Below are 13,882 nucleotides of genomic sequence, written 5' to 3' on the forward strand. Positions count from 1 at the left end.
TGCGTCGCTCGGGTTCAGTGTTCGACGGGCCATTCGCCCGCGCCAAGTGCCGCGATCGCCGCGATTATGCGCCGGAACGCCTCGGCGGCAGCCGGCACGGTGGTGCGGGCGCGCAGGAAACTGTGCACGAGGCGCTTCTCCTCGTGCCAGCTCGCTTTGCCGCCGGCGGCCAGGATGCGGTCGCGATAGGCCTCGCCGTCCGACGACAGCGGGTCGCATTCGGCGGTAACGACAATGGTGGGCGGCAGGCCGGAGAAGTCGGCGGCGCGCAGCGGCGAGAAGGTCGGATCGTCCGGCGCCTGTCTCTTGGCCGAGCGGACGTGGCGGTAGAAAGCGACGTCGCCGGTCGACAGAAGCGGCGCCTCGGCATGCTCGATGTAGGAGCGGGCAGTCTCGTCGCCGCCGAGGCCGGGATAGATCAGCACCTGGCCGGTCGGCCTCTTCGCGCGAGCGCGCGTCGCGTGACTGACCGCCGCCGCCAGATTGCCGCCGGCGCTCTCGCCGGACAGCAGCAGTGGCCCGTTCGCTCTAGCCGCCGCCCATTCGAAGGCGGCCAGAGCGTCGTCGAAGGCGGCGGGGTGGAGATGTTCGGGCGCCAGCCGATAGTCGACCGAGAGCACGGCAAAGCCGGTGCCGGCGCAGATCTCGGCGCAGATGTCGTCATGGCTGTCGAGCCCGCCCAGGATGAAGCCGCCGCCATGGTAATAAAGCACCGTGGCCCGCGCGGCCGTGCCTGCCATCCCGTAGTGCCGCACCGCGATGTTCCGGCCGGGGGCGGCGATGAGGTCGTCGCTCGCCGTCACCCCCGGCGGATAGGGCTGGCGAAGCGCCCGGCACATCCTGTCATAGATCGCACGCTGCTTGGCGATCGGCAGGTCGATCGTCTCGGGCGGATACCAGGCGTTGATGCCGTCTATATAGGCCCACAGCGCAGGGTCGAGCCGCGTCGCGTATTTGCTGCGACCGGTCATTTCAGTGCTGCCCACGGTTTCGGAAGGCATTGCCTCAAAGCTCGCTGTAAAGCCTGGCCGCGTTTTCAAAGCTGAAGCGCAGCGGCACCGAGCCCTCGACCTGCCAGACGGCGACGCTCTCGCCAGCCAGCAGCAGGCAGGCGCCGTCGGTGTCGGTGACGGCGCCGCCATAGAGCCGGTTGGCGAGGTTGAGGATTGCGGTCTGGTGCATGGCGGCACTGCCGCTGCCGCAGGCGTCCTTGACCAGCAGCACGCGAAAGCCGCGCGCCACGGCGTCCTTCACGGTGGCATCGATGCAGGCCTCGGTCCACACGCCCGATATGACCAGCCATTCGATGCCGGAAGTCTTGAGCCGATCGGCCGCCGGCCCCGCCCGGAAGGCGCTGGCCTCGGCCTTGATCAGCAGCGTCTCCCCCTGGGCCGGCGCCACCTCACGGCAGATCTCGGTCAGCGGATCGCTTTTGTCGGAGAAGGCCGACTTGCCGTCGGCTCCAACGGGATGAAAGGGCCGCTCCTGCTTGTCGAGATCTACGATATAGGCCCAGTGATGGAGCGGCACATTGTTCTGCCGCGCCGCCGCTTGCAGGCGCTGGACGTTGGCGAGGATCGTTTCAAAACCCTCGACCAGGTAGCGCGGGTCCTGCCGGTGCTCTTCCTGCAGGTCGATGAAGACAGCGGCCACGGTGCCGCGCTTGAGGGAGATGGGGCTTTTCATACGGATGCGCCTGGGATCCAAGATACTTCCAAACGCTGGAGGGACAGAGGGGGGCGCCAAGGAATGAGGCGCTCGTTCTTCAGCTGCGGTACGTCAACTAAACCGGCCGCTGGCATCAAACCTGCTTCTCCAGAAACTCATCCTCATAGGGAAAGCGCGACAGGAGCTCGGTGCCGGTCTCGGTGACCAGGATTTCGTCCTCCAGCTTGACGCCCTCGCGGCCGCCCTTCTCGCCAATATAGCTTTCCACGCTCACCACCATGCCTGGCACGATATGGCCGTCGCGGCCATAGGTTTCATAGTCCATGGCGTGCGCGATGAAGGGTGTCTCGCCATGCATGCCGACGCCGTGCATGACCGAGGTGTAGCGCTGGTCGACGAAGCGGTCGGGGATCTTCCAAGCCTTTTCGGCGATCTCGCGGAAAGCCATGCCGGGCTTCACGATCGAGATATTGTGCTGAACCTGGTCGTGCGCCATGCGGTAGAGCGATTTCTGATAGGGGGTCGGCTTGCCGGGCCCGCAGCGGAAGGTGCGCGAGAAATCCGAATAATAGCCATAGCAGCCGATCGTGTCGGTATCGAGCGCCAGCAACTCGCCCGGCCGGATTTTTCGCCCGCTGGCCTCGTTGAACCAGGGATTGGTGCGCTGGCCGGACGTCAACAGCCGCGTCTCGATGAACTCGCCGCCCTGGCGGATGACCTCGCCATACATGATGGCGAACAGCTCGTTCTCGGAAACGCCGGGCTTGATCGCCTCGCGCACCGCATAGACGGCGGCTTCCGCGCCGGCCATCGACACCTGCAGGCATTTCACTTCCTCCGGGGTCTTGACCGCGCGCACCGCCAGGATCTCGCCCTGGCAGTCGCGGACGTCGCAGCCGCGCTTCTCCAGCGCCAGCGCCTGCAGATGGCTGCAACGGTCGAGCCCGAGTTTCATCGAGCCGCCGCCATGCTGCTTCAGGAGTTCGGCGATCTCGTCGGCGAAGGGACCGGCGGTCTCGTCGTCGCGGCCCGATACCGACGACCAGACGAGCTTGGAAGGACGCGCCTCGTCGATCGTGTCGAGCACCATCGAGACATGGTAGCTCTGCGGATATTCGAACAGCACGATCGGCCCTTCGGTCGGAATGAAGAAATAACGGGTCGAGTTGCGCAGAAAATAGCCGAACATGTTGCGCGAGCCGGTGGCGTAGCGCTGGTTGTAGGGATCGAACAGCACCACGCCGCCATAGCCGGCCTCGCGCATCCAGCCGCGCAGCTTGGCCAGCCGGCCTTTACGAAGGGCGTCGGCATCGATGAAGGACGGCTCGGTGTCGGACAGCCACATGCCGCCGGCAGGATCGGCCGCCGCGGGGTGGCGCATGCGGTCCTGGAAGTCAACGTCTTCAGTGCTGTCAGGGTCGAATACGACGATGCTCATGGGGGCTGACCTTGGGTGGTTTGCAAGATCAGACCATGGCGCAGGCGGTAACGAGGGATTGTGCGGAAAACCGCGCTTGTTGTGCGAGATGCCGCTGGGTACCAAGAGATGCAGGTGCCAAGCGCCCCCCTCTGCCCTGCCGGGCATCTCCCCCTCAAGTGGGGAGATTGGCAGCTTTGACCTCGTCGCTTCTTCGGTGAAAATTGGCGAAAGCTGTTGTGAGGTTCGATCTCCCCCTTGAGGGACCCTCGTATGGGAGATGGCCGGCAGGACAGAGGGGGCGCTGTCCCGCCAACGTCTCTCAGCGCCAGCAAGACCTCTAATGCCGTCGCGCCAGCTTCGGAGGATGGCCATGCTCCTCCCGAAAAGCCCGGGCGAAGCTCGACATCGAGGCAAAGCCGCAGGCGAGCGCCACGTCGCGCACGGCGAGTGTCGAGTGCGCCAGGAGATCGGCGGCGCGTTTCAGCCTGAGCCGCCGATAGTAGCCATTGGGCGAGATGGCGAGTTCGGAGCGGAAGGAGCGTTCGAGCTTATCGGAGGAGACGCCGAGCCTGGCCGTCAGCTCCGCCATGCCGAGCCGCTCCTCGACCGCGTCCTCCATGATGGCGATGGCCGACAGCACCAGCTCGTTCCGCACGCCGGTACGGAGGCGCAGCGGCATCAGCTTGCGGTCGACGCTGGAGCGCAGCTGGCTGTGCACGAACCATTCGGCGACGCCGGCCGCAAGCTCGGCGCCGTAGTCGCGGGTGATGATCTCCAGCATCATGTCGAGGCTGCCGACGCCGCCCGCCGAGGTGAAACGCTTGCGGTCGATGACATAGAGGTCGCGTCTCAGCTCGACGTTGGGAAAGGCCTCGGTGAAGGCGGCCTGGCTGGTCCAGTGCAAGGTGCAGGCATGGCCGTCGAGCAGGCCGGCGCGGGCGAGGAAGAAGGCGGCGTCCGCCACCGCGCCGATATGGGCGCCACTGCGCAAGCTGCGGCGGATCCAGCTTGCCGCGTCCTCGGCGACGAGATGATCGGCATCGCCGCCCGAGCAGACGACGATGCGGTCGACCTTCGGCGCATCCTCGGCGTAGAAGCGCGGCTGGATGACGACGCCGTTCGAGGCCTCGACCGCGCCTTGGGTAGCGCCGACGATGATCCAGCGATAGCATTCCCGCTTCGCCAGCACATTGGTCGCGCGCAGCGGCTCGATGACCGAGCTGAACGCCATCATCGGAAAGCCGGGGAAGACCAGCACCGCGAAAGTGAGGGGAGCGTCTGGAGATGTGTCGCGCGTGGCCATAGGCTCTACATCTCGGGCAGATGGGATTTGGGGTCAACGGGGTTGTGGCTGGCTTTCTGGGAAGTTGGAGACTGGCTCGTCTCAGCGGGAGCGCCGCCGCTCAGCCCCCCAGCGCCTGCTCCAGGTCCGCGATCAGATCGTCGCCATCCTCGATGCCCGCCGACAGCCGCACCAGCGAATCCGATATGCCGATCTCTTCGCGCTTCTCCGCCGGGATCGATCCATGCGTCATCAGCGCCGGATGCTCGATCAGGCTCTCCACGCCACCGAGGCTTTCGGCCAGCGTGAACAATTGCGTGCGTTCGAGGAAGCGTTTCGTGCCGGCGAGGTCGCGGTCGAGCACGGCTGATATCATGCCGCCGAACGCATGCATCTGCTGGACGGCAACGGCATGCTGCGGATGGCTGGCGAGGCCGGGATAGATGACCCGGCGCACATCCTTGCGGGCTTCCAGCCACTGCGCGATCTTGAGGCCGTTCGACGAGTGCCGCTCCATCCTCAGCGCCAATGTCTTGAGGCCGCGCAGGGCGAGAAAACTGTCGAACGGGCCCGAAATGGCGCCGATGGCGTTCTGCAGGAATTTCAGGCGATCGGCCAGATCCTTGTTGTCGCCGACAACAGCCACGCCGCCGACCATGTCGGAATGGCCGTTGAGGTACTTCGTCGTCGAATGCACCACGACGTCGATGCCGAGCTCCAGCGGCCGCTGCAAATAGGGGCTGCAGAATGTGTTGTCGGCGACCGAGAGGATGCCCTTGCGCCTTGCAAGGGCTGCGACGCCTTCGAGATCGACGATGCGCAGCAGCGGGTTGGTCGGCGTCTCGACCCAGAGCATTTTCGTCTCCGGGCGGATTGCCGCCTCTATAACCGCAAGGTCGGTGCAGTCGACGAAGCTCACCTTGAGATCGGCGGAGCGCTTGCGCACACGCTCCATCAGGCGGAAGGAGCCGCCATAGATGTCGTCGGTGGCGACGATGTGGGCGCCGGAATCGAGCAGTTCCAGCACGGTGGCGATCGCCGCCAGCCCGGAGGCGAAGGCGAAGGCAGCCGAGCCGCTTTCGAGATCGGCCACCGCGCGCTCGAAGGCAAAGCGCGTCGGATTCTGGCTCCGGGCATATTCAAAGCCCTTGTGCACGCCGGGCGACTGCTGGCCATAGGTCGAGGTGGCGTAAATCGGCACCATCACCGCTCCGGTCAGGGGATCGTGGCTCTGGCCGCCATGGATGGTGCGGGTGGAGAAGGCCAGGCGGTTCTTTCCGGATGCGGTCATCGTGCACGGCGCCTCAAATGGTTGATCAGGTCGATGCGGGTTATCAGGCCGACGAACTCGTCGCCGTCGAAGATGATGGCGACCTCGTTGCGGTCGAATACCGGCAGCAGCGCGTCCAGCGTCTGGCTGGCCTGCAAAGTATGCAGATTGGAGGTCATCGCCGTGCGTACCGGCGCGTTGAAGCGCTCCCAGCGGCCCTCATAGGGGCCGTCGACCTTGGCCAGAATGTCGCTTTCGTCGACGATGCCGACCAGCTTGCCGTCGTCGAGCACCGGCAGCTGCGAGACATCGGAGCGGCGCATGCGGCCATAGGCGTTGAGCAGGCTCTCGTCCGGACCGACATAGACGGTGTCGCCGGTGCGGTGCGTGCGCATCACCAGGTCGCGCAGGTCGCCATGCTGCTCGTGCTCGGCCAGCCCCTGCTCGGCCAGCCAGAAATCGTCGAAGACTTTCGACAGATATTTGTTGCCGCTGTCGCAGACGAAGGTGACGACGCGCTTGGGCGACGTCTGCTCGCGGCAATAGCGCAAGGCGGCCGACAGCAGCGTGCCCGAAGACGAGCCGGCCAGGATGCCTTCCCGGGACAGGAGATCGCGCACCGCCAGCATGCTCTGCTTGTCCGATATGGAATAGGCCTTCTTGACCAGCGACAGCTCGGCATTGGGCGGCACGAAGTCCTCGCCGATGCCTTCCACAGTCCAGCTGCCGGCCTCCACCATCTTGCCGGTCTTGATCAGCGGCGCCAGCACCGAGCCGACCGGATCGGCCAGCACCATTTCCGTCTTCGGCGATGCCTTGGCGAAGAACCGGCCAAGGCCGGTCAGCGTGCCGCCGGAGCCGACGCCGACCACCACCGCGTCGACATCGCCGTCGAGCTGCGAAAAGATTTCCGGACCGGTGGTGGTTTCGTGCGCCTCAGGGTTGGCCGGATTGGCGAACTGGTTGGCGTAGAAAGCGCCGGGCAGCTCGGCCGCGATTTTTTCGGCCATGTCCTGATAATATTCGGGGTGGCCCTTGCCGACATCGGAGCGCGTCATGCGCACTTCCGCGCCCAGTGCGCGCAGGTGCTGGATCTTCTCGCGCGACATCTTGTCGGGCACGACCAGGATGATGCGGTAGCCCTTGGGGATGCCGACCTGGGCCAGCCCCAGGCCCGTATTGCCGGCCGTCGCCTCGACAATCGTGCCGCCTGGCTTCAGCCTGCCCTCCTTCTCGGCCGCCGCGATCATCGACAGCGCGATACGGTCCTTGATCGAGCCGCCGGGATTCTGGCTTTCGAGCTTGATGAACAGCCGGCACTTGCCGGTGTCGAATTGGGTCAGCTCGACCACGGGGGTCTGGCCGATCAGGTCGAGCACCGATCCGTAAGGCGGCCGCAGGCGCGACGTTGCGTTTTCCGAAGCGGCGCTTTCCAAAGGGGCGCTATCCGAGGGCGCAATCTTGTGCCTGCTCATATCGATGCTCCATGATCAAGCGGCCGCCTCGTGCAGGGCGGCAGCGTATCCTCTTTTCCAGCCCTTTGCAGTGGGAAAGAAGATAGATCGTGCCAATCGACCGGCTAGATGGAGAATGAAATTCCGGGGTGCGACGCGCAACGGCTGCAGGACTGTGCGGCACGTCCCCCCTCTGGCCTGCCGTAGAGCGCCGACGTCAACACTTTACCCCAGCAGCTGCTTGCTCAGCCTCGCACACTGGACGCGAATATCCGGAATGGCGTCGATCTCGAAGAAGGTGCCTCTGGTCAGCGGGCCGACGGCGAGGATTTTCCTGGACACCGTGCCGTCGCCGGCGATGATCTCGCAATTGGCCGTCACGTCGAGGCCGATGCGCAGCGGATCCGGCCGCGCCAGCCCGCGGTCGACCAGCGAGCGCACCACGCTGTTCGACGAGGCCGAGATGTCCCTGACGATACCGGAGCAATCATAGATGCGGGCGACCTCGAACCTCTCCAGCCGCTTGGTGTGGCGCGACTGGACCTGGACCGTGAACTCGCCGCCCGCCGCGATGTCGACGACACGGCCGGCGACGAGGCGGATGCGGCCGGACTGCACGGCTTGCGTGACGCGGGCATGGACCTCGGGCGCCATGCGGTGGCGGTGGATGTCCCACCACGCCTTGGTGTGCTCGACGAAACGACGCTTGGCGGAGGCCGGCCAGTTCTGCCAGATCTTCTGGTTGAACGGGCGAAGGCCGTCGACGACGTCGCGCCAGTCGATGCCGGCCTTCTGGTTTTCCCGGATCAGGTCGCGGAACCAGCCGACGAAATAGGAAAGCTGGGTGCCGAGCGGGATATCGGCGACGTCGAGCTTGATCGGATTGCCCTTGCGGTGCGGCGAGGGCAGCAGGCCGCGCCGCGACACCGCGACGATCTCGGCGCGGTGGCCGCGCTGTTCGAGGGCGAGGAACGCGTCGACCATGCTGAGGCCCGTTCCCAGCACCATGACGCTCCGGTCGGGATCGAGCGCGGTGTCGGCCTCAGACCCCATCCGAACCGCATGGCCTTGCCCCATGGCCGGCACCTCGTCATGGCCGGTGGCGAGCACCGCCAGATGGGCGACGACGCTGGTGCCGTTGGCGAGCGCCACTTCCACCCCCGAGGCCGTGGGCGAGATCGACAGGCTTTCCTCATGGATCAGCCGGAGGCGTCCGGTCTCCCTCTCGCGCGCCTCGAGATCGTCCAGCAATTCGCCGAGATAGCGGGCATAGATGCTGCGCGGCGCGTAGACCGGCGCCTGCTCGGGCGTTGCCAGGTCGCGTTCCAGCAGCCAGCGCCAGAAATTGCCGGGATCGTCGGCATAGGCGCTCATACCGGCGGCGCTGACGTTCAGCACATGCGCGGAGAGCAATGTGGAATAGGCGATGCCCTGGCCGAAATGCGGGCGCTTCTCGACCAGCGTGACGCGAAGGTCGGGATTGGGCTGTCTCAGCAGATGCGCGGCGAGCACGACCCCGCTGGCGCCGCCGCCGACGATGATGATCGAGTTGCCGCGGCCGCTCATGCCAGCCCCGTGCGACGCGCCGGCGTCAGGCCTTCACCGCAACCGGCAGATCGTCGCTCGCGACCGAGAGGTCGTCGAGGCCCCTTGCGACCCCAAGGTCGTCGAGGCCGATGTCGCGCATCTCGGCGAGGCTGCGCTGGTCGAGCACCTCGGCGATCGCTTGCCGGACTTCCAGCATCAGATGTCGAACCTGGCATGTCGCCTCGTTACAGTCTTCGCAGCGCTGGTATTGGGTACGGCTGGCGCAAGGGATCGGCGCCAGCGGGCCGTCGAGCACACGCACGACATGGCCGACCCTGATTTCCTCCGGTGGCCGCGCCAGGCGATAGCCGCCATCCTTGCCTTTGCGGCTCTGCACGAAACCGGCATTGCGCAGTTCGCCCAGGATGGCGTCGAGAAACTTCTTCGGGATGTTGTTGCCGGTCGCGATGTCGTTGACGAAGGCAAGCTGCCCGGCCGGCATCCGCGCCAGATGGACGAGCGCCTTGAGGCCGTACTTGCCTTTCTTGGTGAGCATGATCCGAACGTTTCTCTGTCATGCGATGGCTCGAGGCCATCCGTTGCGAAACGCCTGGCGTGCCTCCCGCAGCGCTCAAGCATCCATGACATAAATTCTACCGACATGATATACAAGCCAATCGCGATTGATCTTGCTTGATTTTCAAGCCATTGCGGCGATTTTGGACCTGACTTGTGATGCCGGGGACACAAACCGTGGCGCGACGGCCCGAGACCGGTGCCACCGGCGATCGCCGCGATACGGATGGGTATGACCTCTCATCGTCGCCTCCAAGTCTCTATGTCGATAAGTTTACTATACTTAAACGCGAACAGGCGGAACACGTTTTTAAATTCCAATCCATCTGAAGCATGGATTTGCCTTTCAAGCGGCTGCAACGTGAATTCTCGTTCGCGATCGGAGGCCGTAGCGGTGGCTGGAGCTTCCCGAACGTGATGATCTCGCCACTCTTGAAGCGCCATAGCCGCCAAATCCGCCTGGGGACCTCGGCACCGGCAGCTTTTTCCAACAAATCCAGCCCCGCTAGAAGAATTTAACTCTACAAGAACCATAGAATTAGCGGACTATCATGAAGCAATCCGGTTTTCCCCTGTTTCATGGAGCCCTTGATGTCCACCACCATTTCGCGACGCATCCTTCTCCTGTCTACGGCCGCACTTGCCGGCGCCGCCTTCCTCGGCCCGGCTTTTGCCGACGACCTCAAGATCACCATCGGCTACCAGACGGTGGTCGAACCCTCCAAGGTGCCGCAGGCCGATGGTGCCTATGAAAAGGCTACCAACGCCGCCATCGACTGGCGCAAATTCGATTCCGGCGCCGATGTCATCGCCGCGGTCGCATCCGGCTCGGTAGACATCGGCTATGTCGGTTCGAGCCCGCTGGCGGCGGCGGCGAGCCGCGAATTGCCGGTCCAGACCATCTTCGTCGTCGGCCTGATCGGGCCATCCGAGGCCTTGGTCGCACGCAACGGCGCCGGCATAGAGAAGGTCGCCGACCTCGCCGGCAAGAAGGTGGCCGTGCCCTTCGTCTCGACGACGCATTACAGCCTGCTTGCCGCGCTGAAACATGAGAATGTCGACCCGAAATCGGTCGAGATCCTCAATCTCAGGCCGCCGGAAATCGCCGCTGCCTTTTCGCGCGGCGATATCGATGCGGCCTATGTCTGGGATCCGGCGCTCGGCCAGGTCAAGACATCAGGCAAGGTGGTGCTGGATTCCTCCCAGGTCGCCGCCTGGGGCGCGCCGACCTTCGACGCCTGGATCGTGCGCACCGACTTTGCCGAAAAGAACCCGGAAGCGGTGCGCGACTTCGTCAAGGTGACGGGTGCGGCCTATGCCGAGTACCTGGCTAAGCCCGACGCCTGGTCGGCAGCGTCGCCGCAGGCGGCCGAGATCGCCAAGCTGACCGGCGCCAAGGTCGAGGAAGTGCCTGAACTGCTCAAGGGCTACGTCTTCCCGACACTCGAAGAACAGGCCTCCGACAAGTTCCTCGGCGGCGGCACGGTCAAGGCGATCGCGGCCGCGTCCGCCTTCCTCAAGGAGCAGGGCAAGGTAGACGCCGTGCTGCCGGACTATTCGAAATATGTGACATCGAAATACGTCACCGAGGCGCTGGCCTCGAACTGACCCGAGCGTTGGAGCGCCCCATGCCACGACGGGCAGGTGGCGCCCCGATGAGACGCGCGCGGCTTTCCTGACGCCGCGTGTCGTCTGTCCCGGAGCCGCTGACGAGGCGCGGCTTCGGGCAGGCGGACTTCAACGAACTCCTGCGAGGGCTCATGTCGCATCTCGTGCTCGACAGAATCTCGATCCACTATGACGGCCAGCCCGCACCCGCCGTCGAGCGGGTATCGATCGACGTCGCCAGCGATGACTTCGTCGTCCTTGTCGGCCGTTCCGGCTGCGGCAAGACCTCGCTGCTCAATGTAGCCGCCGGCTTTGTCGCGCCGGCACGCGGCACGGCCGCGATCGACGGCCGGCCGATCGCAGCACCCGGTTCGGACCGTGCGGTGGTGTTCCAGAACGACGCGCTGTTTCCTTGGCTGACGGCGCGCGAGAACGTCGCCTTCGCGCTCAGGCTGCGCGGTGTCGGGCCATCCGAGCGGGCGCGCCGCGCCGACGAATTGCTCGGCCTGGTCAAGCTCACCGATGCCGGCGACAAGCGCATCTGGGAGCTGTCCGGCGGCATGCGCCAGCGCGTCGGCCTTGCCCGGGCGCTGGCTGCCGAGCCGCAATTCCTGCTGCTCGACGAGCCGCTCGGCGCGCTCGATGCGCTGACGCGCGAGCGCATGCAGACGACGCTGCTCGACCTGTGGACGGCAAGCAAGGTCGGCGTGCTTATGGTCACGCACGGCATCGACGAGGCGCTGGTGCTCGCCACCCGCATCGTGGTGCTGGCGCCCGGGCCGGGCCGGGTGGTGCGGACCTTGGAGCCGGGCTTCTCCAGGCGCTACGCAGCGGGCGAGGCCATCCGCGCCATCAAGGCCGATCCTGGCTTCGCCGCGGCGCGCGGCGAACTGACCGACGCGATCTTCGAGGGAGAGGCGGCATGACCATTTCCTCCTACACCGAACGCTCCGGCCCCAGGACCGAAGAGGCCGACGGCCTGTCGGTGCCATGGTCGCGCCCGGTCTCGAAGCGCAAGGGCGTTTCGGCGCGCATGGTCAGCGCGGCCACCATTCTTCTGGTGCTGGCGCTGTGGACGCTGTCGGCCCGCCTGCAACTGGTGTCGCCGGTATTCCTGCCCTCGCCTGTCGCGGTGTGGAACAAATTCATCATCGTCGCCCGCGACGGCTTTGTCGACGCAACGCTCGTCCAGCATATCGCCGCCAGCCTGGGGCGGGTGTTCGCCGCGCTCATCGCGGCGCTCCTCGTCGGCGTGCCGGTTGGCCTCGCCATCGGCATCAGCACCGTCGGCCGCGGCATTTTCGATCCGCTGCTGGAATTCCTGCGGCCGATCCCGCCGCTCGCCTATCTGCCGCTGGTCATCATCTGGTTCGGCATCGGCGAGCCGTCCAAGGTCCTGGTGATAGCCATCGCCATGCTGGCGCCGGTGGCCTTGTCGACCGCGTCCGGCGTCCGCGGCGTCTCGCAGGAGCGCATCAACGCCGCGCGTTCGCTTGGCGCGACGAGGCGCCAGGTGGTCCGCCACGTGATCCTGCCCAGCGCGCTGCCGTCGATCCTGACCGGACTGCGCATCGCTCTCGGCGCCGGGTGGTCCACGCTGGTCGCCGCCGAACTGGTGGCGGCGACGCGCGGGCTTGGCTTCATGATCCAGTCGGCGGCGCAGTTCCTGGTCACCGACGTGGTGGTCATGGGCATTTTGGTGATCGCGGCCATCGCCTTCGTGCTCGAATTCGCCATCCGCAGGATCGAGCGCGCGCTCGTGCCGTGGGCGGGACGCGAATGATCGGGAAACGGAGATGACGATGACCCATTCCACCGCCATGCTGTTCGCCCATTTTGGCACCTGGCTGCTGGGCCTGACATCCGATGGCAAGGCGATAGAGGAGGACAAGGCGACAAGGGAGGACGGTCCGCGCTCGCCGGCGCCCGTCCGACTCCCGGCCGGGCGTGACCGCCTGCCGCCGCGAGACGAAAGCTTCTACTGGGCCTGGCAGTACTGGTCGCAGTGAGAGCGGCTCAACCGCGCGAACGGTTCGCCCACACGAGCCCGGCGAGACCGACCAGCATGACGACGATGCCGATGGTGAGCCATTGCGACTGGCCGGTCATGAAGCTGCCGCCGATCGCGCCGATGCCTTGCAGCGACCACAGCGCGCCGACGGCCAGCACAATCAACGCCAGCAGATTTTTGATCAGTCTCATTGCCGGATTCTCCCTTCCGAAGTTGATCGGTCGCGTCGTCGCCGTCGCGATGAAAGAGGCAAAGGAATCGGTTCGGCAGCAGCATCTTCTACTTGGATGTTGCCGCTCGATCTTGTCAAACAAGACATGGATATCCGCTGGAACATCATCGTGAGTTGATCGCCGACCGTCGGGAAATCACTGACAGCCTGTTACCGGGCGACTCCAAACGTGTGCCGATGCCATGGAACTGCCGGATGATTGCCGCATTTCGTGCCTTATTGTCTCCGTAACGGCTGGGGCCTGTCAAAAACGGAGCCTTCCCCCAAATATGAATAACAACAACCGGACCGCGCTTGCCGCGGTGACGATCGCTGCTGGCCTGATGGTCGGCGCCTCCGCCACTCCAGCCGCCTCCGCCGCCGGTCAATGCGGCCGCGCTTCCTGGTACGCCCTGCACTCCAGGACCGCGTCGGGCGAACGGATGAACCCTTCGGCCTTGACCGCCGCACACCGCACGCTGCCTTTCGGCACCAAGCTGCGGGTCACCAACCAGAACAATGGCCGCAGCGTCGTGGTGCGCATCAACGATCGCGGACCGTTCATCCGGGGACGCGTGCTCGACCTGTCGAAGGGTGCCGCCGGCCAGCTCGGCTTCATCGGTTCGGGCCACACCGCGGTCTGCATGGCGCGCGTCTGACCACCACTGCCCGGCCCGAGGGCCGGGCCGCCTGGCCTTCGCACCTGCACAATGAGCCGGCTTGTACCGTCCAAGGCTGATTTCCAACGCTTTGGACCAAGAATGCGTATAGATCACGCCACGTGACGTATTGCATCGCAGCAATTAGTTGTTAACTTCCCCGCGAGACAGTTAGGGCCAGGCACTGCTCGCCGCC

The 13,882-nt window shown here is 65.4% G+C and carries 14 protein-coding genes; 5 read left to right on the top strand and 9 right to left on the bottom strand.

Annotation, left to right across the window (positions count from 1 at the left end):
- Positions 1–14: 14 nt before the first annotated feature.
- The 8 genes from FJ973_RS02035 to FJ973_RS02070 all read right to left on the bottom strand — a co-directional run bounded on the left by FJ973_RS02035 (position 15) and on the right by FJ973_RS02070 (position 9,177).
- Positions 15–971, bottom strand: a complete 957-nt coding sequence (locus tag FJ973_RS02035) for an alpha/beta hydrolase (RefSeq protein ID WP_140491833.1) — start codon at positions 969–971, stop codon at positions 15–17.
- 34 nt (positions 972–1,005) lie between these two features.
- Positions 1,006–1,686 (bottom strand): isochorismatase family protein, encoded by a 681-nt coding sequence (locus tag FJ973_RS02040; protein ID WP_140554724.1) that lies wholly within the window; start codon positions 1,684–1,686, stop codon positions 1,006–1,008.
- A gap of 115 nt (positions 1,687–1,801) precedes the next feature.
- On the bottom strand, positions 1,802–3,106 hold the full coding sequence (locus FJ973_RS02045; protein ID WP_140554725.1) for a Xaa-Pro peptidase family protein: 1,305 nt from the start codon (positions 3,104–3,106) through the stop codon (positions 1,802–1,804).
- 319 nt (positions 3,107–3,425) lie between these two features.
- Positions 3,426–4,391: a GlxA family transcriptional regulator gene (locus FJ973_RS02050; protein WP_140554726.1), complete on the bottom strand. Its 966-nt coding sequence runs from the start codon at positions 4,389–4,391 to the stop codon at positions 3,426–3,428.
- Between the two features lie 100 nt (positions 4,392–4,491).
- Positions 4,492–5,661 (bottom strand): PLP-dependent aspartate aminotransferase family protein, encoded by a 1,170-nt coding sequence (locus FJ973_RS02055; RefSeq protein ID WP_140554727.1) that lies wholly within the window; start codon positions 5,659–5,661, stop codon positions 4,492–4,494.
- A complete protein-coding gene (locus FJ973_RS02060) occupies positions 5,658–7,115 on the bottom strand; it encodes a pyridoxal-phosphate dependent enzyme (RefSeq protein WP_140524460.1) in 1,458 nt (485 codons plus the stop codon). Before FJ973_RS02060 ends, FJ973_RS02055 begins: the two co-directional genes overlap by 4 nt.
- A gap of 204 nt (positions 7,116–7,319) precedes the next feature.
- A complete protein-coding gene (locus FJ973_RS02065; RefSeq protein WP_140491845.1) occupies positions 7,320–8,660 on the bottom strand; it encodes an FAD/NAD(P)-binding protein in 1,341 nt (446 codons plus the stop codon).
- 25 nt (positions 8,661–8,685) lie between these two features.
- Positions 8,686–9,177 (bottom strand): Rrf2 family transcriptional regulator, encoded by a 492-nt coding sequence (locus tag FJ973_RS02070; RefSeq protein ID WP_140491847.1) that lies wholly within the window; start codon positions 9,175–9,177, stop codon positions 8,686–8,688.
- A gap of 611 nt (positions 9,178–9,788) precedes the next feature.
- Here FJ973_RS02070 and tauA point away from each other — a divergent pair.
- From tauA to FJ973_RS02090, 4 genes are all read left to right on the top strand, one after another.
- Positions 9,789–10,805 carry a taurine ABC transporter substrate-binding protein gene (tauA, locus tag FJ973_RS02075; protein WP_140524462.1) on the top strand — a complete coding sequence of 339 codons (1,017 nt, stop codon included), beginning with the start codon at positions 9,789–9,791 and terminating at the stop codon, positions 10,803–10,805.
- Positions 10,806–10,957: 152 nt separating this feature from the next.
- Positions 10,958–11,731, top strand: a complete 774-nt coding sequence (locus tag FJ973_RS02080) for a taurine ABC transporter ATP-binding protein (protein ID WP_140524464.1) — start codon at positions 10,958–10,960, stop codon at positions 11,729–11,731.
- Positions 11,728–12,588: a taurine ABC transporter permease TauC gene (tauC, locus tag FJ973_RS02085; RefSeq protein ID WP_140554728.1), complete on the top strand. Its 861-nt coding sequence runs from the start codon at positions 11,728–11,730 to the stop codon at positions 12,586–12,588. The genes FJ973_RS02080 and tauC overlap by 4 nt, the downstream gene beginning before the upstream one ends.
- Positions 12,589–12,607: 19 nt before the next feature.
- Positions 12,608–12,814: a hypothetical protein gene (locus FJ973_RS02090; protein WP_140491853.1), complete on the top strand. Its 207-nt coding sequence runs from the start codon at positions 12,608–12,610 to the stop codon at positions 12,812–12,814.
- Between the two features lie 7 nt (positions 12,815–12,821).
- Here FJ973_RS02090 and FJ973_RS30735 read toward each other — a convergent pair whose 3' ends face one another.
- Complete coding sequence (locus FJ973_RS30735) at positions 12,822–13,007, bottom strand: hypothetical protein (RefSeq protein WP_181167265.1); 186 nt, start codon at positions 13,005–13,007, stop codon at positions 12,822–12,824.
- A 310-nt stretch (positions 13,008–13,317) separates the two neighbouring features.
- Between FJ973_RS30735 and FJ973_RS02100 the strand changes: the two genes are divergently transcribed.
- Entirely contained in the window at positions 13,318–13,686 is a 369-nt protein-coding gene (locus FJ973_RS02100) for a septal ring lytic transglycosylase RlpA family protein (protein WP_140491856.1), read from the top strand.
- Positions 13,687–13,882 lie beyond the last annotated feature (196 nt).

The organism is Mesorhizobium sp. B2-1-3 (assembly GCF_006442495.1).
Lineage (GTDB): Bacteria > Pseudomonadota > Alphaproteobacteria > Rhizobiales > Rhizobiaceae > Mesorhizobium.